The sequence below is a fragment of the Stenotrophomonas sp. ZAC14D1_NAIMI4_1 genome, from assembly GCF_003086775.1.
Classification (GTDB): Bacteria; Pseudomonadota; Gammaproteobacteria; order Xanthomonadales; family Xanthomonadaceae; genus Stenotrophomonas.
Genome location: NZ_CP026001.1, coordinates 1,512,547 through 1,536,892, shown reverse-complemented (window position 1 = coordinate 1,536,892; position 24,346 = coordinate 1,512,547). Strand labels below are relative to the sequence as shown.

Annotated in this window: 18 protein-coding genes and 1 pseudogene; 15 read left to right on the top strand and 4 right to left on the bottom strand. The window is 67.1% G+C overall.

Going from position 1 to position 24,346, the window contains the following annotated elements; all coding sequences use genetic code 11:
- From uppS to C1927_RS07030, 12 genes and pseudogenes are all read left to right on the top strand, one after another.
- On the top strand, window positions 1-768 hold the full coding sequence (gene uppS / locus C1927_RS07085; protein ID WP_079221254.1) for a polyprenyl diphosphate synthase: 768 nt from the start codon (window positions 1-3) through the stop codon (window positions 766-768).
- A complete protein-coding gene (locus C1927_RS07080) occupies window positions 765-1,601 on the top strand; it encodes a phosphatidate cytidylyltransferase (protein ID WP_108746295.1) in 837 nt (278 codons plus the stop codon). The genes uppS and C1927_RS07080 overlap by 4 nt, the downstream gene beginning before the upstream one ends.
- 2 nt (window positions 1,602-1,603) lie before the next feature.
- Window positions 1,604-2,794, top strand: a complete 1,191-nt coding sequence (locus C1927_RS07075) for a 1-deoxy-D-xylulose-5-phosphate reductoisomerase (RefSeq protein ID WP_108746294.1) — start codon at window positions 1,604-1,606, stop codon at window positions 2,792-2,794.
- Window positions 2,795-2,849: 55 nt separating this feature from the next.
- The gene (rseP, locus tag C1927_RS07070) at window positions 2,850-4,208 is read left to right on the top strand and encodes an RIP metalloprotease RseP (protein ID WP_108746293.1); all 1,359 of its coding nucleotides are present in this window, start codon (window positions 2,850-2,852) and stop codon (window positions 4,206-4,208) included.
- A gap of 74 nt (window positions 4,209-4,282) precedes the next feature.
- The gene (gene bamA / locus C1927_RS07065) at window positions 4,283-6,706 is read left to right on the top strand and encodes an outer membrane protein assembly factor BamA (RefSeq protein ID WP_108746292.1); all 2,424 of its coding nucleotides are present in this window, start codon (window positions 4,283-4,285) and stop codon (window positions 6,704-6,706) included.
- 1,542 nt (window positions 6,707-8,248) lie between these two features.
- On the top strand, window positions 8,249-9,271 hold the full coding sequence (gene lpxD, locus C1927_RS07060; protein WP_079221249.1) for a UDP-3-O-(3-hydroxymyristoyl)glucosamine N-acyltransferase: 1,023 nt from the start codon (window positions 8,249-8,251) through the stop codon (window positions 9,269-9,271).
- Window positions 9,268-9,723, top strand: a complete 456-nt coding sequence (gene fabZ / locus C1927_RS07055; protein ID WP_079221248.1) for a 3-hydroxyacyl-ACP dehydratase FabZ — start codon at window positions 9,268-9,270, stop codon at window positions 9,721-9,723. Before lpxD ends, fabZ begins: the two co-directional genes overlap by 4 nt.
- A gap of 19 nt (window positions 9,724-9,742) precedes the next feature.
- Entirely contained in the window at window positions 9,743-10,534 is a 792-nt protein-coding gene (lpxA, locus tag C1927_RS07050; RefSeq protein ID WP_079221247.1) for an acyl-ACP--UDP-N-acetylglucosamine O-acyltransferase, read from the top strand.
- Between the two features lie 92 nt (window positions 10,535-10,626).
- Window positions 10,627-11,790: pseudogene (lpxB, locus tag C1927_RS07045) on the top strand (lipid-A-disaccharide synthase); the annotation flags it as partial.
- Entirely contained in the window at window positions 11,787-12,458 is a 672-nt protein-coding gene (locus C1927_RS07040) for a ribonuclease HII (protein ID WP_108746291.1), read from the top strand. The pseudogene lpxB and the gene C1927_RS07040, both read left to right, overlap by 4 nt.
- A 198-nt stretch (window positions 12,459-12,656) precedes the next feature.
- A complete protein-coding gene (dnaE, locus tag C1927_RS07035) occupies window positions 12,657-16,256 on the top strand; it encodes a DNA polymerase III subunit alpha (protein WP_108746290.1) in 3,600 nt (1,199 codons plus the stop codon).
- Between the two features lie 131 nt (window positions 16,257-16,387).
- Entirely contained in the window at window positions 16,388-17,347 is a 960-nt protein-coding gene (locus C1927_RS07030; RefSeq protein ID WP_108746289.1) for an acetyl-CoA carboxylase carboxyltransferase subunit alpha, read from the top strand.
- A 159-nt stretch (window positions 17,348-17,506) separates the two neighbouring features.
- Here the strand turns inward: C1927_RS07030 and C1927_RS07025 are convergent, their stop codons facing one another.
- Window positions 17,507-17,962, bottom strand: coding sequence for a CopD family protein (locus C1927_RS07025; RefSeq protein ID WP_079221242.1), 456 nt, complete (start codon window positions 17,960-17,962; stop codon window positions 17,507-17,509).
- A gap of 143 nt (window positions 17,963-18,105) precedes the next feature.
- On the opposite strand from C1927_RS07025, the gene C1927_RS07020 reads away from it, so the two are divergent.
- The gene (locus C1927_RS07020; protein WP_079221241.1) at window positions 18,106-18,696 is read left to right on the top strand and encodes a class I SAM-dependent methyltransferase; all 591 of its coding nucleotides are present in this window, start codon (window positions 18,106-18,108) and stop codon (window positions 18,694-18,696) included.
- Window positions 18,697-18,789: 93 nt separating this feature from the next.
- Entirely contained in the window at window positions 18,790-20,097 is a 1,308-nt protein-coding gene (gene phaZ, locus C1927_RS07015; protein ID WP_108746288.1) for a polyhydroxyalkanoate depolymerase, read from the top strand.
- Between the two features lie 109 nt (window positions 20,098-20,206).
- Here phaZ and C1927_RS07010 read toward each other — a convergent pair whose 3' ends face one another.
- The 3 genes from C1927_RS07010 to C1927_RS07000 all read right to left on the bottom strand — a co-directional run bounded on the left by C1927_RS07010 (window position 20,207) and on the right by C1927_RS07000 (window position 23,232).
- Window positions 20,207-21,184, bottom strand: a complete 978-nt coding sequence (locus tag C1927_RS07010) for a sensor domain-containing protein (protein WP_108746287.1) — start codon at window positions 21,182-21,184, stop codon at window positions 20,207-20,209.
- Window positions 21,181-21,546: a PadR family transcriptional regulator gene (locus C1927_RS07005; protein WP_079221238.1), complete on the bottom strand. Its 366-nt coding sequence runs from the start codon at window positions 21,544-21,546 to the stop codon at window positions 21,181-21,183. The genes C1927_RS07010 and C1927_RS07005 overlap by 4 nt, the downstream gene beginning before the upstream one ends.
- Window positions 21,547-21,636: 90 nt before the next feature.
- Entirely contained in the window at window positions 21,637-23,232 is a 1,596-nt protein-coding gene (locus C1927_RS07000; RefSeq protein WP_108746286.1) for a hypothetical protein, read from the bottom strand.
- A 14-nt stretch (window positions 23,233-23,246) separates the two neighbouring features.
- Between C1927_RS07000 and C1927_RS06995 the strand changes: the two genes are divergently transcribed.
- Window positions 23,247-24,149: a peptidylprolyl isomerase gene (locus tag C1927_RS06995; protein WP_108746285.1), complete on the top strand. Its 903-nt coding sequence runs from the start codon at window positions 23,247-23,249 to the stop codon at window positions 24,147-24,149.
- Window positions 24,150-24,346 lie beyond the last annotated feature (197 nt).

Sequence of the window (24,346 nt, the reverse complement as noted above, 5' to 3'; positions counted from 1 at the left end):
ATGCCTTCAGTCCCGCCTCCCTTGCCGGCCGCCCTGCCCCGCCACCTTGCCATCATCATGGATGGCAACGGGCGCTGGGCACAGCAGCGCCGCCGTCCGCGCGTGATCGGCCACCGTGCCGGCGCGCGCGCGGTCAACCGTACCATCGACCGTTGCCTTGAACTGGGCATTCCGGCACTGACCCTGTTCGCGTTCTCCAGCGAGAACTGGGGCCGCCCGCAGGAAGAAGTCGATGCCCTGATGAAGCTGTTCCTCGGCGCGCTCGACCGTGAAGTGGACGAGCTGCACCGTCGTGGCGTGCGCGTGCGCTTCATCGGCGAGCGCGACCGCTTCGGTGCAGGGCTGGTCAGCCGCATGCAGCTGGCCGAACAGCGCACCGCCGACAACACCACCCTGACCCTGTCGATCGCCGCCAGTTACGGCGGGCGCCAGGACATCGCCCGCGCCGCCCGTGCGCTGGCGGCGGAAGTGGCCGCCGGGCGCCTGCTTCCCGAGCAGATCGACGAATCGCTGCTGGGCCGCCAGGTCGCCCTGGCCGACCTGCCGCCGCCGGACCTGTTCATCCGTACCGGTGGCGATACCCGCATCAGCAACTTCCTGCTGTGGCAGCTGGCGTATACCGAGCTGTGGTTCACCGAGGCACTGTGGCCGGACTTCGATTCCGCGCAGCTGCAGCAGGCGCTGGACGCCTACGCCAATCGTGAACGCCGCTTCGGCCTGACCAGCGCCCAGATCGCCGCCCTGGCCACCGAGACGCCCAGCCCATGACCAAGACCCGAGTCCTCGCCGCGCTGATCATGGCGCCGGTGGCCATTGCCGCGATCCTGCTGCTGCCCACCCAATGGCTGGCTGCGGCCGCCGCCGCCGTGTTCCTGATCGGCCTGTGGGAATGGCTGAAGCTGGCCGGCATCGAAGACACCCTGGCCCGTACCGTGCTGCTGGTGCTGAACCTGCTGCTGATGGTGCTGATGGTGTGGGCCGATGGCAGCTCGCTGGTGCTGTTCCAGTTGGCCACCCTGGTCGGCGTGGCCTGGTGGCTGGCCGCCCTGGTCTGGCTGCGCTTCTTCACCTTCGGCGCGCAGCCGGGCAGCCCGGCACGCATCCTCAAGCTGCTGGCCGGCACCCTGGCCATCGTGCCGGCATGGGCGTCGCTGGTGCTGATCCATGCCGGCGGCGATCCGCCGGGCCACCTGGGCCACCTGTGGCTGCTGGCCGCGCTGGCGCTGGTCTGGGCCGCCGATTCGGGCGCCTATTTCGCCGGCCGCCACTTCGGCAAGCACAAGCTGGCCCCGCGCATCAGCCCCAACAAGACCTGGGAAGGCCTGTTCGGTGGCCTGCTGGCCGGTGTCGCCGTGGCCGTGGGCCTGGGCCTGCTCGCCGGCGTGGATGTCGCGCACCTGCCGGGCCTGCTGGTCACCTCGGTGGTGGCCGTGTTCGCCTCGGTGCTGGGCGACCTCTACGAAAGCCTGATCAAGCGCCACGCCGGCGCCAAGGATTCGGGCCACCTCATTCCTGGCCACGGCGGCGTGCTGGACCGCGTCGACGGCGTGCTGGCCGCCCTGCCGGTGTTCGCGCTGGGCAAGGAAATCTTCGGATTCTGACCATGGATGCTGCTGCAGACCTGCGCCGGGTCGCCGTATTCGGCGCCACCGGCTCGATTGGTGCCTCCACGCTGGACGTGATCGCACGCCACCCGCAGCGCTACCAGGCCACGGTGCTGGCCGCCGGCCGCCAGGTGCAGGCCCTGCTGGCGCTGTGCCGCCAGCATCGCCCCGCCCATGCCGTCATCGCCGATGACAGCCTGTACGCCGAACTGCGCGACGGCCTGCGCGACGCTGGCCTGGCCACCGAAGCCCACGCCGGCGCTGCCGCGCTGGACCAGCTCGCGGCCAGCGATGCCTGTGACACCGTGGTTGCCGCCATCGTCGGTGCCGCCGGCCTGTCCTCGACCCTGGCCGCTGCCGCCGCCGGCAAGCGCATCCTGCTGGCCAACAAGGAATCGCTGGTGCTGGCCGGCGAGCTGCTGACCCGCACCGCCGAACGCGGCGGCGCCGAGATCATCCCGATCGACAGCGAGCACAGCGCCATCTTCCAGTGCCTGCGCTCGCGCGATGCCAGCCTGGACGGGGCCGGCGTGCGCCGGATCCTGCTGACCGCCTCCGGTGGCCCGTTCCGTGGCCGCAGCCGCGCCGAACTGGAGCAGGTGACCCCGGCCCAGGCCGTTGCCCACCCGAAGTGGTCGATGGGCCCGAAGATCTCGGTCGATTCGGCGACGTTGATGAACAAGGGCCTGGAAGTGATCGAGGCGCACCACCTGTTCAAGGTGCCCGGCGAGCGCATCGAGGTGCTGGTCCATCCGCAGAGCCTGGTCCATTCGCTGGTCGAGTTCGTCGACGGCTCGACCCTGGCCCAGCTGGGCCTGCCGGACATGCGCACCACCCTGGCCGTCGGCCTGGGCTGGCCGCAGCGCATCGAATCGGGCGTATCCGGGCTGGACCTGCTGGCCCAGGGCCGGCTCGATTTCGAAGCGCCCGATACCGAGGCCTTCCCCTGCCTGGCCCTGGCCTGGCAGGCGATGCAGGCCGGCGGCACTGCTCCGGCGGTGCTGAATGCCGCCAATGAAGAGGCGGTTTCAGCGTTTCTTCAGGGCAGGATCGGTTTCCTGAGTATTCCCGCGCTGGTTGCTAACGCTCTTTCAACACTGCCGACCGAAGCAGCCGATACACTGGAGGGCCTGTTGTCCGCCGACCAGCGGGCCCGCCAGTTGACCCTGAACGCCATCGACGCCGCCTGAACGCCACGCCCATACCGCATGACGCCGCTGCCATTGCCCGCCACCGTGAGCCTGCATGACTGACTTCATCGGATCGGTCTGGTGGATGATCGTCAGCCTCGGGCTGCTGGTCACCTTCCACGAGTTCGGGCACTACGCCGTGGGCCGCCTCTGCGGGGTCAAGGTGCTGCGCTTCTCGGTCGGCTTCGGCCGCCCGCTGTGGTCGCGCCGCGACAAGCACGGCACCGAGTTCGCCATCGCCGCTCTGCCGCTGGGCGGCTATGTGAAGTTCCTCGACGAGCGCGAGGTGGAGGTACACCCGCACGAGCGGGGTCAGGCCTTCAACCACAAGACGGTCTGGCAGCGCATCGCCATTGTCGCCGCCGGGCCGATCGCCAACCTGCTGCTGTGCATCCTGCTGCTGTGGGCGATGTTCGTGATCGGCAAGCAGGATTATTCGGCCACCATCGGCCGCACCACCGGCATCGCCGCCAGCGCCGGCCTGTCCAGCGGCGACCGTGTGCTGCGCGTGGACGACCGCGACGTGGTCACCCTGGGCGATGCCAGCATGGCCCTGACCGCCGCAGCGATGGACCGGCGTGACGTCACCCTCGAAGTGCTGGACAGCAGTGACCAGGTGCGCAACCGCACCCTGCCGCTGTCGCAACTGCCGGCCGGCTTCGATGAACGCCGCGTGCCCAGCCTGGCGGGCCTGCAGTGGCAGGCCGCGCTGCAGCCGGCGCAGGTGGACAGCCTGACGGCCGATTCGGCCGTGGCCGGCCTGCTGCAGGCGGGCGACGTGATCGTGGCCATCGACGGCCAGCGCATCGACGGGGCCGACCAGGTCAGCCCGCAGATCCAGGAACTGGGCCGCCGTGGCGGGCCCGGCATGATCGAAGTGCTGCGCGGGGGCGAGCGCCTGGCGCTGGAAGTGACCCCGCGCCAGGGCAAGGACGGCCAGGGCAAGCCGGTCTGGCAGATCGGCGTGGGCTTCTCAGGCGCCTTCAGCCCCGCCTATGACACCCTGATGCGCTACGGCCCGCTCGATGCGGTGACCGTGGCCGTGCGTGAAACCGGCCGCCTGGCCTCCGATTCGCTGGGCATGATGGCCCGCATCGTCACCGGCAAGGCCTCGCTGCAGAACGTTTCCGGCCCGGTCACCATCGCCCGCGTGGCCAATGTTTCGGCCAAGCGCGGCCTCGACTGGTTCCTGCAGTTCCTCGCGCTGCTGTCGCTGAGCCTGTGCATCATCAACCTGCTGCCGATTCCCATCTTGGACGGCGGGCACCTGCTGTATTACCTTATCGAGTTGGTCAAGGGCAGCCCGCTGAGCGAGCGTGCCATCGCCGCGGGTCAGTACATCGGCCTGGCGTTGCTGGCCGGGTTGATGGGGCTGGCGTTCTACAACGACATCCTCGGCCTGGCCACGCGATGAACTTTTCCACGTTTTTGGCGTCTACAGCGCCGGCACCCCGTACCAATGAAATCGACCTTCCTACCGGACGTGACATGACGCGACTCCCCAATCGCCGCCTGCTGGCCCTCGCCCTCGCCGCCGTCACCGGCGCTCCCGCCCTGGCCCAGGCAGCCGAGCCCTTCACTGTCAGCGACATCCGCGTCGACGGCCTGCAGCGCATCAGCTCGGGTACGGTGTTCACCTACCTGCCGGTGGAACGTGGCGAGACGGTCACCGACAGCAAGGTCGGCGAGACCATCCGCGCCCTCTACAAGACCGGCTTCTTCGAAGACGTGCAGCTGGACCGCCAGGGCAACATCCTGGTCGTGACCGTCAAGGAACGGCCGGCTATCAACAAGCTGACCGTCACCGGCAACAAGGACATCAAGTCCGACCAGCTGCTGAAGGGCCTGTCCGACATCGGCCTGACCGAAGGCGGCACCTTCGACCGCCTGAGCCTGGACCGCGTGACGCAGGAACTGCGCCGCCAGTACAACGATCGTGGCAAGTACAACGTCGAGATCACCCCGACGGTGAGCCCGCTGGACCGCAACCGCGTGGACATCGCCATCGCGATCAAGGAAGGCAAGGCCGCCAAGATCCAGCACGTCAATCTGGTCGGTACCGAAAAGTACGACAGCAAGGACATCCTGGAAATCTGGGAATCCAAGGAGCACAACTGGGCGTCGTGGTACCGCCGCGATGACCAGTACTCCAAGGAAAAGCTGTCCGGCGACCTGGAAAAGCTCAACTCCTGGTACCTGGACCGCGGCTACGTCGATTTCAGCATCGACTCGACCCAGGTCTCGATCAGCCCGGACAAGCGCGACATGTTCGTGACGGCCGGCGTGACCGAAGGCAACCAGTACAAGATCTCCGACATCAAGGTCAGCGGCGACACCATCCTCCCGCAGGAAGATGTCGAGCGCATGGTCGTGCAGCGCGCCGGCGACACGTTCTCGCGTGCGCTGCTGGAGTTCAGCTCCGACGCGATCACCAATTCGCTGTCCAACATCGGCTACGCGTTCGCCAAGGTGAACCCGATCCCGACCACCAACCGTGCCGAGCAGACGGTCGCGGTGAACATGCAGGTCGTCCCCGGCCCGCGCGTGTCGGTGCGCCGCATCATCTTCAAGGGCAACACCCGCACCTCCGACGAAGTGATGCGTCGCGAAATGCGCCAGTTCGAGAACACCTGGTACTCGCAGGCGGCGATCGATCGTTCCAAGATCCGCCTGCAGCGCCTGGGCTACTTCGAATCGGTGGACGTTGAAACCCCGCCGGTCAGTGGCAGCAACGACCAGGTCGACGTGGTGTACAACGTCAAGGAAACCACGTCGGGCAGCTTCGTGTTCGGCCTGGGCTACTCGCAGTCCTACGGCATGACCACCTCGGTGCAGCTGTCGCAGAACAACTTCCTCGGCGGCGGCAACCGCGTGTCGGTCGAAGCCTCGCGCAGCAGCTACCTGCAGCGTTACGGCTTCAGCTACACCAACCCGTACTTCACCGATGACGGCGTGTCGCTGGGCTACAACCTGTCCTGGCGCGAACTGGATTACTCCGACTTCAACACCGCGCAGTACAACAGCACCAATGGTTCTGCGCAGGTGGTGTTCGGCGTGCCGCTGACCGAGACCGACAGTGTCTCGCTGATGTTCGGCATCGACAGCAACCAGATCACGACCTACCGGAACGCGACGCCGCAGTCGATCATCGACTACATCGATGCTCTGGGCACGAAGACGTTCCATGCGTGGCGCAGCGAGCTGGGCTGGGCGCGCGATTCGCGCAACGACTACTTCATGCCGACCCGTGGTACGTACCAGCGCATCGGCCTGGAAACCACCCTGCCGGGCTCGACCGTCGAGTACTTCAAGCTGAACTACCAGATCAGCAAGTATTGGCCGATCATGCCCTCGCTGGTGATCAACACGCGTGCTGAAATCGGCTACGGCGACAGCTACGGCAAGGACCAGATCCGCGACCTGTGCTGGACCGCGCCGACCGAAGCCAACCCGAACCCGACGCAGACCGTCGACTGCAACCCGAGCTCCTCGGACTACGTGAAGACGGTCAAGGCCTCCGGCCTGCCCTTCTACGAGAACTTCTACGCTGGCGGCACCAACTCGGTGCGCGGCTTCGAGGACAACACCCTTGGCCCGCGTTCGGAAGCGATCAATGGTTACTCGAACGGCCAGCCGCTGGGTGGTTCGCTGAAGACCGTCGGGTCGGTGGAAGCCTATTTCCCGCGCCTGTTCGACAGCCCGTCGGCACGCGTGTCGGCCTTCGTGGACTTCGGCAACGTCTACAACGGCGTGGATAACTTCAAGGCCAACGAACTGCGCGTGTCCACCGGTGTGGCCCTGCTGTGGCGCGCCCCGGTCGGCCCGATCTCGATCAGCTACGCGTTCCCGCTGAAGAAGAAGGACGGCGACGAAATCGAGCGCCTGCAGTTCACCTTCGGTGGGCAGTTCTAAGGAGCGAAGCTCCTCAGAACCGCGCCACCTCCGGTGAACTGCCCCCGCATTTCACCTATCCCCCGCGCCGTTGGCGCGCCCCCCTTAACAGAAGGGGGGCTCTCCACCAGACGGGTTACGAAACGCCGGGCTCTGCCCGGCGTTTTTGTTTTCGCTGCCGCGTTCACACGCGGTGAGCCGAGCATGGCTCGGCAATCCATGCTTCCGGATACTTGCCCCGCATCAACAGGTCCAGAGAGCAAACGGAGTTATTCAGAGGCAGAGATCGGAATCTTCCGGCTGCTGGCTTCGGCCCGGCTTCATACGGGAAACTTCTACAAGCACGGGGCGCCATGCCTGCCATTAGCGCACGCTTCCCACGCGAGCACCCCATGTCGCGTTTGCCACGCCTTGCATACTAGACCAGCCATTTTTAAATGCGATCACAAGGAAGAAGTGGCTTGAAAGCGACGCATCTGAGCGATTATCAGCTCACCTGCGCACTGAGCCACACAAAGCGTGCCCGATCCTAGATAGCCTTTCTCGGCGAGCAAGAGGCTCGCGACTTTATAAAAGGAGTTGTCGGTGAGAACGAGTATTCTGGGCTTTTCATTGCTCGTCATAATTGGTAGCACCTTCGCTACCCATGCGAAAGAGCAAGATGTGGCAGCGCTGGCGAACTCGGCCGTCCAGATGGACCCGAGCCTCTTTGTCCCCCCTGGCGTCACTTTGGCTGAGCTTCATCGGCTTCACAACGCCAGATTGCACACTCACACCTCTCGCTTGAATATGGGGCACAACTGGGAGGACGACGGTTGGCGTATAGAAGGCACGCTAGGCTTTATTTCTCGAACCCCCTTCGAGAATAGCGCTCTGATATGGGAATGCTGGGGACCAAGTCCCTACGACCTATTCACTTCAAGAGACAGCAATTGTGAGGGACAGAATGTTCCTCCTGGCCAAGGGGCCGTAGGCCACATTTCAACTGTCCAGATCGCCGGGACCGTGCCACTTTACCGTTGCGTGCACATTTGGCAGAAGAAATTGCGCCATTACGACACTCTCCGCCAGGATTGCGATGGCAATGCGGAAGCAACGAATGATGGCCCGTTAGGCTACGTGTTCATGTGACCCCAGCGCCGCCCATCTCTTTACGTAGATGGGCGGCACTCAGAGATTGGGCAGCTTTGCGCGCCCAGCTACCACGGATTTACCACCTGCCTGAAGGCTGTCCACGTTGGCAGTCGGACACAATCAAACGGGTGTGCCCCAGAGATCGGTCAACAGCGAGCCCATCGCGAAGGATAAACCACCGATCCGCGGTCCGAGGCAAGCCTCGGGCCTGTAGGGAGGGATGTCCAATACCCGTCTTCCCGCTCGATCGAGACAGTGCATTCGAGCAAGCGGCGGCCAAGGCTACATGGACGTACTTGCGCCGTCCCCCGCTGGCCCTGCCCGTCCAACCCTGCCACGGGCCTTATCCTGCAAGCCACGAGGGCCCCTGCCGTTGGCCGTGGAACCGCCCCGCATGACCGGACTGGCGTCACACGTTAAACTCCCGCCGTGAATACTCCTACCTACACCGCCCAGCAACTCGCCGATCAGTTCGGCCTGCAGGTCCATGGCGACCCCGCCACCGCCATCCGTGGCGTGGCTACCCTCGCCCATGCCGGTGCCGGCCAGCTGACCTTCCTCGCCAACCCGCGCTACCGCGCCCAGCTGGCCGACAGCCAGGCCTCGCTGGTGGTCCTGCGTGCCGAGGACGCCGAAGCCGCCCCCGGCGCCGCGCTCGTCGCCAAGGATCCCTACACCACCTTCGCCAAGATCGCCGCGCTGTTCGACGTCGCACCCGTGCGTGAGCCGGGCATCCACCCCAGCGCGGTCATCGACCCGCAGGCCCAGGTGGCCGCCAGCGCCCACATTGGCCCGTTCGTCACCATTGGTGCGCGCAGCGTGGTCGGCGAGAACTGCATCATCGGCGCCGGCAGCATCATCGGCGAAGACTGCACCCTGGACACCGGCTGCGAGCTGATTGCCCGCGTCACCCTGGTCACCCGCGTGAAGCTCGGCAAGCGCGTGCGCATCCATCCCGGTGCCGTGCTCGGCGCCGATGGCTTCGGCCTGGCGATGGATGCCGGCAAGTGGATCAAGGTGCCGCAGCTGGGCGGCGTCCGCATCGGCGATGACTGCGAGATCGGCGCCAATACCTGCGTCGACCGTGGTGCGCTGGAAGACACCGTGCTGGCCGAAGACGTCCGCCTCGACAACCTGGTGCAGATCGCGCACAACGTGCAGATCGGCGCCCATTCGGCCATCGCTGGCTGCACCGGCATCGCCGGCAGCGCCAAGATCGGCCGTTACTGCCTGCTCGGCGGCGCCGTCGGCGTCGTCGGCCATCTGGAAATCTGCGACAAGGTCGTGATCACCGGTAAATCGGTGGTCCGCAACTCCATCACCGAACCGGGCGAATACTCGTCCGGGACGCCCCTGACCGACAACCGCACGTGGCGCAAGAACGCCGCGCGCTTCAAGCAGCTCGATGCACTGGCCCGTCGCATCCTGTCTGTGAGCAAGGAGAAAGAATGAGCCAGCCCCAGACCCTGCCGGACATGGCGCAGATCCAGACGCTGCTGCCGCACCGCTACCCGTTCCTGCTGGTCGACAAGGTTCTGTCGATCGACTACGAGGCCCGCAAGATCGTCGCCACCAAGAACGTCAGCATCAACGAGCCGTTCTTCCAGGGCCACTTCCCCAACCAGCCGATCATGCCGGGCGTGCTGATCATCGAAGCCATGGCCCAGGCCGGCGGCGTGCTGACCCAGCTCACCCTGGGCCGCGATTCGCAGTCCAAGCTGTTCTACATGGTCAAGGTCGACAAGGCCCGCTTCACCAAGCAGGTGGTGCCGGGCGACGTGCTGGAAATGCACGTCGAGATCAAGCGCGTGATCCGCAACATGGCCGTGTATGACTGCGTGGCCAAGGTCGACGGCGAAGTCGTCGCCTGCGCCGAGGTGCTGTGCGCCGGCACCCGCGACTGACCCTGTACGGAGGACCGAGATGACCGATAGCGCTCCCCTGATCCATCCCACCGCCGTGATCGATCCGTCGGCACGACTGGCCGACGACGTCCGCGTGGGCGCGTTCACGATCATCGGGCCCGACGTCGAAATCGGCGCCGGCACCGAGGTCGGTCCGCATTGCAGCATCCATGGCCCGACCCGGATCGGCCGCGACAACCGTTTCATCGGCCACGTCGCGGTCGGCGGCGAGCCGCAGGACAAGAAGTTCGCCGGTGAACGCACCGAGCTGGTGATCGGCGACCGCAACGTGTTCCGCGAATTCGTCACCCTCAACCGCGGTACCGGCGGCGGCGGTGGCATCACCACCATCGGCAACGACAACTGGATGCTGGCCTACACGCACGTGGCGCATGACTGCCACGTCGGCGATTTCTGCGTGTTCTCCAACAACACCACCCTGGCCGGGCATGTCACCGTCGGCGACTACGTGATCATCAGCGGCTTCGCCGGTGCCCACCAGTTCTGCCGCATCGGTGCCCACGCCTTCCTCGGCATGGGCGCGCTGACCAACGGCGATGTGCCGCCGTTCACCATGGTCGGCACCGATTCGCTGGGCCGCCCGCGCGGCATCAACAGCGAAGGCCTCAAGCGCCGTGGCTTCGATGCCGAACGCATCACCGCCATCAAGCGTGCCTACCGCACCCTGTACGTGGCAGGCCTGCCGCTGGCAGAAGCCAAGCAGCAGCTGGCCGAGCAGGCACAGGCCAGCGATGACGTCCGCTCCATGCTGGACTTCATCGAGCACACCGAGAGGCACCTGCTGCGATGAGCGCCACGACCGGCCAGGCGCCGGCCGGCGCCGCCGTCATCCCGCTGGCCTCGATGGCCGGCAGCGTGCCTGCGCAGCGGGTGCTCAGCGAGCGCCCGTTGCGGATTGCGCTGGTGGCGGGCGAAGCCTCCGGCGACCTGCTCGGCGCGGGCCTGGTGCGTGAGCTGAAGGCGCGTTTCCCGCATGCCGAGTTCGCCGGCATCGGCGGCGACGCGATGCGCAATGCGGGCTGCCAGACCTGGCACGATGCCAGCGAGCTGGCGGTGATGGGCCTGACCGAAGTCCTGCGCCACCTGCCGCGCCTTCTCAAGCTGCGCTCGGCGTTCCGCGAGCGGGCACTGGCGTGGCAGCCGGATGTCTTCATCGGCATCGATGCGCCGGATTTCAACCTGGGCATCGAGCGCTGGCTGAAGCAGCGCGGCATCCCCACCGTGCACTACGTCAGCCCCTCGGTCTGGGCCTGGCGCGAGAAGCGCGCGGAGAAGATCGGCAGCAGTGCCGACCTGGTGCTGTGCCTGTTCCCGATGGAACCGCCCATCTATGCCAAACACGGCATCGACGCGCGGTTTGTCGGCCATCCGATGGCCGATGACATTCCGCTGCACGGTGACCGCGATGCGGCCCGTGCCGCGCTCGGCCTGCCCGCCTCAGCCAAGGTGCTGGCGGTGCTGCCGGGCAGCCGCCTGGGCGAGATCTCACGCCTGGGCGAACCGTTCTTCGAGGCGGCCTGGCAGGTCTCCGAACGCATCCCTGGCCTGCACGTGGTGGTGCCGGCGGCCAACGCCGCCTGCCGCCGCCTGATCGAGGAACAGCTGTCACGCTCGGCGCTGCCGGTGGCGTACTCGCATGTCCTCGATGGCCAGGCGCGCACGGCGATGATCGCCGCCGACGTGGTGGTGCTGGCCTCCGGCACGGCCACGCTGGAAGCGATGCTGGTGAAGCGGCCGATGGTGGTCGGCTACCGGGTCAACGAGCTGACCTACCGCCTGGTGAAGGCGCTGGGGCTGATCAAGGTCGACCGCTTCGCCCTGCCCAACATCCTCGCTGCGCAGGATCTTGCCCCGGAACTGATGCAGCACGACTGCACGCCGGACAAGCTGGCCGCGGCCATCCAGCAGTGGTTCGACCACCCGCAGCGCAGCGCCGACCTGCAGGGCACCTACGAGCGCCTGCACGAGCGCCTGCGCCGCAATGCCTCGGCGCGCGCCGCCGATGCGGTGGGCGAGCTGCTGGTCAGCAAGCAGGAAACCGCATGAGCCGTCGCGCGGCCGCTGCGGCCAGCCTGGCCCTGTTCGATGGCGCGGCGGTGGTCGAGCCCGAACGCCTGGTGGCCGGCGTGGACGAAGCCGGCCGTGGCCCGCTGGCCGGCCCGGTGGCCGTGGCCGCGGTGGTGTTCGACCCGTCGCGGCCGCGCATCAACGGCCTGGACGATTCCAAGCAGCTGACCGCCGCGCGCCGCGAGCAGCTGCACGACCGCATCATCGAACGGGCCCTGGCCTGGAAGGTGGTGCTGGTGGACGTGAACGCCATCGACCGCCTGAACATCTACCAGGCCACCCTGCAGGGCATGCGCGACGTGGTGGCCGCCGTGGCCCACGTGGCCGGCTTCGCCCGCATCGATGGCAACGTCGTGCCCAAAGGCCTGGTGCTGCCGGCACAGGCGCTGGTGGGCGGTGATGGCATCGACCGCGCGATCATGGCGGCCTCGATCCTGGCCAAGGTCTCGCGGGACCGCTACATGCAGGAACTGCACGTGCGGCACCCGCAGTACGGCTTCGACCAGCACAAGGGCTATGGCACCCCCGCCCACCTGGCCGCGCTGCGCAGCCACGGCCCCTGCGACGAGCACCGCCGCAGCTTCGCGCCGGTGCGTGAATGCCTGGAAGCGCCGCAGGTTGTGGCGGCCGAGATCGCGATTGCCTGAACAACGGCCGCCGGGCATGGCCCGGCGCTACACTGAACGCGTGACCGCGCCCGGCGGATCCGCGCAATCGCCGCACCGTCAAGTCCTTGTCGCCACCCCCTGCCCTCGTTACCCTGACCGGGCACTCCAGCGCTTCCCGACCCCGGTGACGATTTCCCCGTCAGCACCCGGGGCCCGCGCGCTCCAACCTGGTCCGGCATGTCCAACTCCCGCTTCGTACATCTCCACGTCCACACCGAGTTCTCGCTGGCGGACTCGACCATCCGCGTGCCGGCCAAGCCGGACCAGGCCGACCCGAAGAAGGCCAAGCAGGCCAATCTGCTGTCGCGCTCGGTCGAACTCGGCCTGCCCGCGCTGGCGGTGACCGACCTCAACAACCTGTTCGCCCTGGTCAAGTTCTACAAGGCCGCCGAAGGCGTGGGCATCAAGCCCATCGCCGGCGCCGACGTGATGATCGCCGAGGAAGGCCAGGACCCGTGGCGGATGACCCTGCTGTGCCGCGACCGCGAGGGCTACCTGAGCCTGTCGCGGCTGCTGACCCGCGCCTGGATGGAAGGCCACCGGCCCGAAGGCGGCGTGGCGATCCACCCGGACTGGCTGAAGGCCGGCAATGCCAACCTGTTCGCGCTGGCCGGCCGTGACAGCCTGGCCGGCCGCCTGGCGCTGGACGGCAAGCACGACCTCGCCGAGCAGCAGCTGGCCGACTGGCAGCGCGCGTTCGGCGATGGCCTGCACCTGGAACTGACCCGCACCGGCCGCGAAGGCGAGGAAACCTTCAACCGCTTCGCGCTGATGGCCGCCGGCCAGCGCGGCCTGCCGGTGGTGGCCAGCAACGACGTGCGCTTCCTGGCGCCGACCGATTTCAGCGCGCACGAAGCGCGCGTGTGCATTTCCACCGGCCGCGTGCTGGACGATCCCAAGCGCCCGCGCGAGTACAGCGACCAGCAGTACCTGAAGTCGGCCGAGGAGATGTGCGCGCTGTTCGCCGACATCCCCGATGCCATCGACAACACGCTGGCGCTGGCCGAGCGCTGCAACATCGAGATGCGGCTGGGCACCTACTTCCTGCCCAACTACCCGGTGCCCGACGACGAGACCCTGGACACCTGGATCCAGAAGATGTCGCGCGACGGCCTGGAAGAGCGCCTGGAGAAGAATCCGCTGGCGCCGGGCAAGACCCGCGAGGAGTACTTCGAACGCCTGGAGTTCGAACTCAACACCATCATCAAGATGGGCTTCCCGGGCTACTTCCTGATCGTTGCCGACTTCATCCAGTGGGGCAAGAACCAGGGCATCCCGATCGGCCCCGGCCGTGGTTCGGGTGCCGGTTCGCTGGTGGCGTGGGCGCTGAAGATCACCGACCTGGACCCGCTGCCGTACAACCTGCTGTTCGAGCGGTTCCTGAACCCGGAACGCGTGTCGATGCCCGACTTCGACATCGACTTCTGCATGGACCGCCGCGATGAAGTGATCGACTACGTCGCGCGCAAGTACGGGCGCGAGCGCGTCAGCCAGATCATCACCTACGGCACCATGGCGGCCAAGGCCGTGGTGCGCGACTCCGGCCGCGTGCTGGGCTTCCCGTACGGCCTGGTGGACGGCGTCTCCAAGCTGATCCCGAACATCCTGGGCATCCACCTGAAGGATGCGCTGGGCAAGGGCAAGGAAGGCCCGAGCTCGGAAATGGCCTCGGCCGAACTGATCCAGCGCTACGAGACCGAGGACGATGTCCGTGACCTGATCGACCTGGCGCTGCAGCTGGAAGACCTGACCCGCAACGCCGGCAAGCACGCCGGTGGCGTGGTGATCGGGCCCGAGCCGCTGAGCGAGTTCTGCCCGCTGTACGCCGAACACGACGAGAACGGCCTGGGCAAGAACCCGGTCACCCAATTCGACAAGAACGACGTGGAAGAAGTCGGCCTGGTGAAGTTCGACTTCCTCGGCCTGCGCACGCTGACGATCATCGACTGGGCGGTGAAGGCGATCAACAAGCGCCATGAGCGCGCCGGCATCCCGCCGGTGGATATCGCCGCGATCCCGCTGGACGATGCGCCCACCTACAAGGACATCTTCGCCAACGGCAACACCGGTGCGGTGTTCCAGTTCGAATCCTCGGGCATGCGCCGCCTGCTGAAGGACGCGCGCCCCGACCGCTTCGAAGACCTCATCGCGCTGGTGTCGCTGTACCGACCCGGCCCGATGGACCTGATTCCCTCCTTCAACGCGCGTAAGCACGGCCAGGAAGAAATCATCTATCCCGACCCGCGCACCGAAGCGATCCTGAAGGACACCTACGGCATCATGGTGTACCAGGAGCAGGTGATGCAGATGGCGCAGATCGTCGGCGGCTACTCGCTGGGCGGCGCCGACCTGCTGCGCCGTGCGATGGGCAAGAAGGTGCCGGCCGAAATGGCCAAGCACCGCGAAATCTTCCGCGAAGGTGCGGCCAAGGATGGCGTCGACGAGGCCAAGGCCGACGCGATCTTCGACCTGATGGAGAAGTTCGCCGGCTACGGCTTCAACAAGTCCCACGCTGCCGCCTACGCACTGGTCAGCTACCAGACCGCCTGGCTCAAGCGCCATTACCCGGCCGAGTTCATGGCAGCCACGCTGTCCTCGGACATGGACAACACCGACAAGGTGGTCGGCTTCCTGGACGAGGTGCGCAACCTCGGCCTGACCGTGCTGCCGCCGAAGGTGAACCAGTCCGCCTTCATGTTCGAAGCGGCAACGCCGGACACCATCCAGTACGGCCTGGGCGCGATCAAGGGTGTCGGCCAGGGTGCCTGCGAAGCGGTCGTGGACGAACGCCTGAAGGGCGGCCAGTACAAGGATCTGCTCGACTTCTGCACCCGCATCGGTTCGGCCAAGCTCAACCGGCGCACGCTGGAAGCGATGATCAACTGCGGCGCGCTGGACGAGCTAGGCCACAACCGCGCCTCGTTGATGCTGCAGCTGCCGGAAGTGATCAAGGCCACCGAGCAGATGGCGCGCGAGCGTGCCTCGGGCCAGAACTCGCTGTTCGGCGGCCCCGACCCGAGCACGGCGACCATCCAGCTGGACCTGGTCGAAGCCGAGGAATGGCCGCTGCTGCAGCGCCTGAACGGCGAGCGCGACACGCTCGGCTTCTACCTCAGCGGCCACCCGTTCGATCCGTGGCGCGACGATGTGCGCGACCTGGTCGGCAACGACCTGGGCTCGGTCGAGAAGATCTGGAGTTCCAGCAACAGCGGTGGCGGTGGTGGCAACGGCGGTGAAAAGCGCTGGCGCCCGGAAGTGCCGACCGTGCTGGCCGGCCAGGTGGTCGGCGTGCGCCGCAAGGGCGAAAGCCAGATCTTCATCCAGCTCGAGGACGGGCGCGGCCGCGTCGAGTGCAGCGCGTTCTCCGATGCCATGGCCGAGTTCGGCCACCTGATGACCAAGGACCGCATCCTGGTGGTCAAGGGCGGCCTGCGCGAGGACGAGTTCAACGGCGGCTATGCGCTGCGCATCCGCCAGTGCTGGGATTTCGACGAGGTCTGCGCCAACTACGCCACGCGCCTGTCGCTGCGTCTGGACCTGCGCCAGCAGCGGCCGGTCTGGGAACGCGTCAATGCGGTGCTCGACCGCCACCGCCCCGGGCGCACGCCGCTGCGCCTGGACCTGCTGCTGAAGGGCCCGCAGGGCGGCGTGGCCGGCATGCTCGATGTCTCCGGGCAGAGCGCGGTGCGCATCGACTCCAAGCTGATGGAGGCGCTGCGCGCCGACCCGGCCGTGCGCACGCTGAAAGTGCGCTACAGCCCGCCGTGGGCCAACTGAGGCTGGCCCACGCCCCGGGCTGACTGGCGCCCCCTGCCCGGCTGGGGTACCGTCGCCTTCCAGACGAAGGCGTACGGGCCATTGCTGCGCATTCGGCTAGAATTCCCCTCTTCTTTACACGACGGCTTCCGATGAATCCGAACTACCTCGACTTCGAGCAACCCATCGCCGACCTGGAAGCCAAGATCCAGGAACTGCGCAACGCCAGTGCCGGACCGGCGGTCAATGTCGAGGCCGAGGTTCAAGCCCTGCAGGACAAGCTGCGCCTGCGCACCGCGCAGATCTTCCGCAACCTGACCTCCTGGCAGGTGCTGCAGCTGGCCCGCCACCCGTCGCGCCCGTACACCGCCGATTACCTGCGCATCATCTTCGATGAGTTCCAGGAACTGGCCGGTGACCGCGCCTTCGCCGACGACAAGGCCATCATGGGTGGCCTGGCCCGCATCAACGGCCGTTCGGTGATGGTGATCGGCCACCAGAAGGGCCGCGACACCAAGGAAAAGATCAAGCGCAACTTCGGCATGCCCAAGCCGGAGGGCTATCGCAAGGCCCTGCGCCTGATGAAGATGGCCGAACGTTTCGGCCTGCCGGTGCTGACCCTGATCGACACCGCCGGCGCCTGGCCGGGCATCGACGCCGAATCGCGCGGCCAGTCCGAAGCGATCGCCCGCAACCTGATGGAGATGGCCGAGCTGAAGGTGCCGGTGATCTGCACGGTGATCGGCGAAGGCGGCTCCGGCGGCGCGCTGGCGCTGGGCGTGGGCGACCGCACCGTGATGCTGGAATACGCGGTGTACTCGACCATCACCCCGGAAGGCTGCGCCTCGATCCTGTGGAAGGATGCCGGCAAGGCCAAGGACGCTGCCGAGCAGCTGGGCCTGACCGCGCCGCGCCTGAAGAGCCTGGGCCTGGTCGACAAGGTGGTGCGTGAGCCGACCGGCGGCGCCCACCGCAACCCGACCCAGATGGCCAAGCGCCTGAAGGCCGTGCTGCTGAACGAGCTGGAAGCACTGGACGGCCTGTCCACCGAGCAGCTGCTGGAGCGCCGCTACACGCGCCTGCGCAGCTACGGCACCTACGAAGCCGCATAAGCCCGGTAGTGCCGGCCGCTGGCCAAACCTGGTAGTGCCGGCCGCTGGCAAAACCCGGTAGTGCCGGCCGCTGGCCGGCAACATGCAGGCGATTGCAGAAACGAAAGAGCCGGGCAGATGCCCGGCTCTCTTCGTTTGCGCGTTGACGGCATCCACGCCTCAGAACGGCTTGGCCAGCACCAGCCAGACAATCGGGATGAAGGCCAGCAACGGAATCTCGTTGATCCAGCGCAGCGCGCGCGAGGACGGCAGCGTGCGGCCCTTGGCCACGCCCTTCAGCAGGCGCCCTGTCCAGATGAAATACACCAGCAGCAGCACCACCAGGCCCAGCTTGGCGTGCAGCCAGCCGGCGCCACCGGGCGCGACCATGGTCGGGAAATCCGGGATGACCTTGTAGCCCAGCCACAGCACCAGGCCCAGCACGAAGGCCAGCCCGAACATCGAATGGCCGAAACGGTACAGGCGCAGGCCCATCAGCTGCAGGCGCTCGCCCACCGCCGGCTGGCCTGCGGTCTCGGCCAGGTTCACCAGGATGCGCGGCAGGTAGAACACGGTTGCCATCCACGCCACCACGAACACGATGTGGAAGGTCTTGACCCAGTAGTAGCTCTGCATGCGCTCGCTCCGGCGGCTGGCGGTGATGGGCGCCCATTGTCGCAGTAGAGCCACCCCGTGGGTGGCTGCCGCGGCCAATTGCCGCATCACGGCCGCGACGCCGTACGATAGGCGCCGTTTTCACCCTCTACGTGCCCTGCCCCATGGACAAGACCTACGACGCCGCCTACTTCCAACGCTGGTACCGCCGGGCCGATATCGGCGGCAGCGCCCGCCTGGCGCGCAAGGTCGCCCTGGCCGTGGCCACCGCCGAGTACTACCTGGAGCGGCCGGTGCGCAGCGTGCTCGACATCGGCTGCGGCGAAGGCGCCTGGCGCGCGCCGCTGCTGAAGCTGCGTCCGAAGGTCCAATACCTCGGCTTCGACAGCAGCGAGTACGCTGTGCGCCGTTACGGACGCACCCGCAACCTGCACATGGCCAGCTTCGGCGATTTCGCCTGGCTGCGGCCCTGTGCCCCGGTCGACCTGCTGGTGTGCTCGGACGTGATGCACTACGTGCCCGACCGCGAACTGCGCGCTGGCCTGGCCGGCGTGGGCGAGCTGACCGCCGGGGTGGCCTTCCTGGAGACCTTCGCCGCCGAGGATGCGTTCGACGGCGACCACGAGGGCTTCCAGGCCCGGCCGGCGCGCTGGTACCGCCGCGAGCTGGCCCGCCAGGGCCTGCAGGCCATCGGTTCACACCTGTGGCTGGGCCCGGGCCTGGCCAGCGAGGCCGCCGCGCTGGAAAAGATGTGAATCCGGATTCATTATTTTTGCCCCACTTAACCTGTGGGACGCCCGGATGGGATATGCTGCGCGGCAACATATGACCATACATATTCGGTCGTCATGCTCTATCAACTACACGAACTGACCCGCAACCTGCTCGCCCCCTGGGTGCACCAGGCCCAGGCCAACGCCAAGTTCTTCGCCAACCAGGGCCACTGGTGGTCGCAGATGCCGGGCGCTGATCGCCTGGCGGCGGTCAATGAACTCTTCCATCGCATCGGCAAGGATTACGAGAAGCCCGAATGGGGCATCAACGAAATCGACGTCGAAGGCGAGCGCGTGCCGATCGTCGTGCACGAGGAAGTGAGCAAGCCGTTCTGCAAGCTGCTGCGCTTCAAGCGCCACAGCAACGAAGCCGACCAGCTGCACACGATGCTCAACCAGCCGTTCGTGCTGGTGGTGGCGCCCCTGTCGGGCCACCACGCCACGCTGCTGCGCGATACCGTGCGCACGCTGCTGCGCGACCACCGCGTGTACGTCACCGACTGGGTGGATGCGCGCATGGTGCCGGCCAGCGAAGGTGAGTTCGGGCTGGACGACTACATCGCCTACATCCAGGAATTCATCCGCCACCTCGGCGTGGAGCGCCTGCATGTGGTGAGCGTGTGCCAGCCGACAGTGCCGGTGCTGGCCGCGGTTTCGCTGATGGCCAGCCGTGGCGAGCCGACCCCGCGCTCGCTGGTGATGATGGGTGGCCCGATCGATGCGCGCTGCAGCCCGACCGCAGTGAACAACCTGGCCACGCAGAACCCGCTGTCGTGGTTCGAGAACAACGTCATCCACACCGTGCCGGCCAGCTACCCTGGCGCCGGCCGCCGCGTGTACCCGGGCTTCCTGCAGCACGCCGGCTTCCTGTCGATGAACCCCAGCCGCCACTTCAGTTCGCACTGGGATTTCTACACCGACCTGGTCAAGGGCGACCTGGAAGACGCCGACGCGCACCGCACGTTCTACGACGAATACAACGCGGTGCTGGACATGCCGGCCAAGTACTACCTCGACACCATTTCGGTGGTGTTCCAGGACTTCCTGCTGCCGCGTGGCGAGTGGGTGGTCAATGGCGAGAACGTCGACCCGTCGGCCATCCGCGATACCGCGCTGCTGAGCATCGAAGGCGAGCTGGATGACATCGCCGGCCTCGGCCAGACCGAAGCCGCGCAGGCGCTGTGCACCGGCATCGCGGCCGACCGCCGCGAGCATTTCATCGTCGAAGGCGCCGGCCACTACGGCATCTTCAGCGGCCGCCGCTGGCGCGAAGTGGTGTACCCGAAGGTGCGCGATTTCTTCGCCGCCCATGCCGAGGCACCGGCTGCCAAGGCCACGAAGAAGAAGAGCAACGTCACCCCGTTGCGGCGCAAGGCGGGTTGATTCCCCGCCCGGGGTCGGATCCCTTTCCAACGGAAAGGGCTCTGACCCCAGCGCGATCAAACCCGGGGTCAGAGCCCTGTTCGGCGAACAGGGATCCGACCCCAGGCTCTTACAGCCGCACCAGCAGGTGCTTGGCCAGCAGACCGTGCAGCTTGCCGATGCCGCGGGCCAGGTGCATCGTCAGCAGCAGCAGCAGCGCGCCCACCACGGCCAGCACCGGGGTTGCAGCCAGCGGCAACACGTTGGTGCCGTCGATGTAGATGCTCGGCACGCTCAGGTCGAGCAGCGCCGCCACCGGCGACCAGATGAAGGCCAGCGACACCGACAGCAGGGTGACCGCAATCGTGAAGTAGACCACGCCCAGCGGCAGCATCAGCAGGAAGTACAGCAGCGTCAGCCAGGTGCGGCCGTCGGTGAACATGTCGCCGATGCGCTGCAGCCACGTGCGGCTGCGGTCGGTGTAGCGCGGCCGGCGCGGCATGCGCTCGCCCAGCAGCGCTTCCACCAGGCGCCCTTCCAGCAGGGCCAGCCCACGCACCGAGCCGAAGAACAGCACCGTCAGCGGTATGCCGATGATCAGGATCAGCAGGCCCAGCGACAGCGACAGGCCGGTCACCACCCAGGTGAAGAAGAAGGTGCCCGTGGCCAGCGACAGCAGCATGTAGAACAGTGCGCCGTAGGTGTGCGGATCCATCACCACGCCGAAGAAGCGTGCCGCCAGCGAACGCTGCACCGGTGCGGGCGTCGGCGCGGCCGGTGCCACGCCGCTGGCTTCGGCTGCGGCGCGCAGCACCGGGCTGGTGTCGGCACGCGGCGTGCGCAGCGCGCGGTTCACGGTCACCTCGGTTTCGCGATAGATCTCCGCCACTTCCGCCGGTGCGCCGTAGCTGCTGGCGACATCGGCGATCACCTCGGCTTCGCTGCGGCCCGGCTGTGCGGCCAGTTCGGAACGCAGGTATTCCTCGGCGTCGTACAAGGCGTCCTGCACCATCGCCGCGTCGGCGCCCTGCAGCGCCGCACGCAGCTGCGCCAGGTACTGGGTGATCGTGGTGGGCAGGCCAGTGCCTGCCAGGTTCTGCTCGTTCATTGCGGTACCCCCTCCAACACGGAATCGACGGAATCGCGGGTGGCCTGCCAGGCCTGGCGCCACTGCGCCAGCACCTCGTGGCCACGTTCATTGATGCGGTAGTAGCGGCGCGGTGGCCCGCTGCTGGACGGCTCGACATGGCTCTCGAGCAGGCCGGCACCCTCCAGGTTGCGCAGCACCGGGTACAGCGCGCTCTGCTTGCCGCTCAGCACGCCCTCACCCACGCGCTCCAGCTCCTTGGCGATGAGGTACCCGTACAGCGGCTCCCCCGCCCGGGCCAGCACCGCCAGCAGGGCCAGCGACACCGTTCCGGCACTGAGCTCCTTCTGGAACTTCTTCAGGTGGACGTCGTCTTCGGTCATGACCGGCCCTCCACTATGTTGGAGTCAACAGTAGTGTGAAGTCCGGTATAGCGAATGTGTCGTTAGTCACCCTGCCGTGCGGCGAGGGAGTCAGGCCCGCCGCACCGCTGCCAGAACCTGGACGGCCACGGCCTCGGGCAAAGCGTGCCTGCCCTCTTCAAGGCGGCTGACCAGGGCCTGCCGCCGGGAGGCCCCCAGCGGCGAGTACTGCCCGCTCACCCGAAGCCAGTCATGCACGAGCCGCAGGTGCCATGCACGTTCATCCTCGCGTTGCGGCACCGCATCCAGCAGCAGGTCGAGGTGCTGCCACAGGGGCAGCTTCGTCAGCTGCGCAAGCAGGCCCGCCTGTGCCATCGGCGAAGGACCGTCATGACAGAACGCGAGCAGGCGTGCCGGGTCCAGCTCTGCCGCCCATAGGGCGGTGGCGCTGGCCAGCAGCGCATTCACGGCCCGTCCCCGCACTTCCAGCGCCTCGCGCAGCACCGCCAGGCTGGCACCGCCCTCGGCCCGCACCCAGCCGCGCAGGCAGGAACGCTGATGCCGCGGCGACACCCGGGGCAACAGGGCGCGCAGTGCAGGCACATCCTCCGCCTCGGCGTGGTCGGCCAGCGCTTCCAGTGCTTCGCGCCATCGCCCGCGTCGGCCGTGCTTGAGTTCGTCGCGCCACAGCGCGATGGCCGGCGTGGCCTGCCGCTGCTCGAGCAGCCACGCCGCCAACCGGCGCACGCCACGCGAACGGTCGAATGCCGCGGCTTCGATGTATTCATCCATGCCGGCCACTTCGCGCTCGACCAGCGCACGCAGCGCGGCGCTACGCACCCTGGTTGATGGGGCGGACAAGGCCAGCGCGCACTGCGCGTCGATCTCATCGGGCTCAGCGTGCTGCAGAAGATCGACAAGTGCCAGGTGCGAGACGTGCGGATCACTGTCCCGCAGCGCGCGTGCGCGCAAGGCCGCCCGGTCCGGATGACTGTGCAGGGCTACGGCGTAGGCCGCCAGCCGGGTGCGTGCGTCTGGATGGCCCAGCAGTCCTTCGAGCACTGCGCGGTTGGAGGGCGATGACAACCATGCGAACAGGGTGCCCTCGAGCCACGCCCGGTCAACGCGCTGCGCAGCGCGCAGGCGCACGGCCACCGGCCAGGCCGCCAGCACATGCGGCACCGCGCACTGCGCGAGCAGGTCGATCACCACGTCCTGGGCCACCGCCCGCACTTCGGCCACCCAGTCATTGCAGCGGAGCAAGGCACAGGACAGCGTCAGATGGCTGGGCACCGAGCGCATCACCTGCAACGCGGCCTCGCGCGTTCGGCCATTGCCATCGGATCCGGCAAGGAAGAGTGCTGCCGTCTGCACACCCACCGGCACTGCTGCACAGGCCTGCAGACAGGCGAGCAGGCCATCATCATTGGCAGCCCACCAACTGCGCCGACGCCCATCAAGATCGAACAGCCCCAGTGGCGACAAGGTCTGCAACCAATGCACACGATCCACGCCCTCATCGACGAATCCCTTCAGGATCTGCTCGATCATCGCGCGCAGTGCGGCCTCAGGCGCGTCCGGATGCGGTATCAACATCATCTGCTTCCACCAGGGAGAATGACCATCGTGCAGGACGCACACGGCCAGGGCCAGCACGCCACCGTGGCGCAGGCGCGTACTCTCGCGCAGAATCGAGGCCTCGTTCATGTTCCGGGGTTTCCATGTCGCACCGCTGTCGCCTTGCCCTGACCGCCCTCGCCCTCGCCTGCCTGCTGCCAGCCCTGGCCAGCGCGGCCACGCCGTACCGCAGCCCGCAGCAGATCCTCGATGCGTCGGCGGCCAGCGACTGGCGCACGCCGGACCCGGCCAACCTGCTGTACATGGACCTGCCGGCCGGGCGGGTCATCATCGAGCTGGCGCCGCAGTTTGCTCCGCGCCATGTGGCCAACATCCAGACCTTCGCCCATGAGCACTTCTGGGATGGCACCAGCATCTACCGCTCGCAGGACAATTTCGTGGTGCAGTTCGGCGATGCCGACGCCGATGACGCGGCCAAGGCCAAGCCGTTCGGCAGCGCCGCGCGCAAGTTGCCGGCCGAATTCGAGCGCGCCAGCGCCGGCCTGAAGGTGGGCGTGCTGCCCGACCGCGATGGCTGGGCGGCGCAGACCGGTTTCGTCGATGGCTTCCCGGTGGGCCAGGATCCGCAGGCCGGCAAGGCCTGGCTGGCGCACTGCTACGGCATGCTGGGCGCGGGGCGCAGCAACGAGGAAGACAGCAGCATCGGTGCCGAACTGTACGTGGTGACTGGGCAATCGCCGCGCCAGCTGGACCGCAACATCACCCTGGTCGGCCGCGTGCTGAAGGGCATGGAACTGCTCAGCGCGATCCCGCGCGGGCCGGCGCCGATGGGCTTCTATGAAGACCCGAAGCTGCGCACGCCGATCGTCTCGATCCGCCGGGCGAGCGATGTGCCGGCTGCAGAGCGCACGCCGATCCAGGTGCTGCGCACCGATTCGAAGACCTTCGCCGATACGGTGGAAGCACGCCGCAACCGCGTGGATGACTTCTACAAGCGCCCGGCCGGGCATATCGACCTGTGCAATATTCCGGTGCCGGTGCGGTAGCACATCGAATTTTCTCAGTTGACGCGTGCTGAAGGCGCTTCATCTTTCATGGGCGTCACTTTTCTTTGCCCGCGCACCGCGCTGCAGGAGCAGCGCGGAACGGCGAAGCCGGCCCGAAGGGGGGCGCGCATGGATGTGCGCCATCAAGAAAAGTAACCAAAAGAAACGCGCCGCCGTCCGCGAGCCGGCGCTGCGCG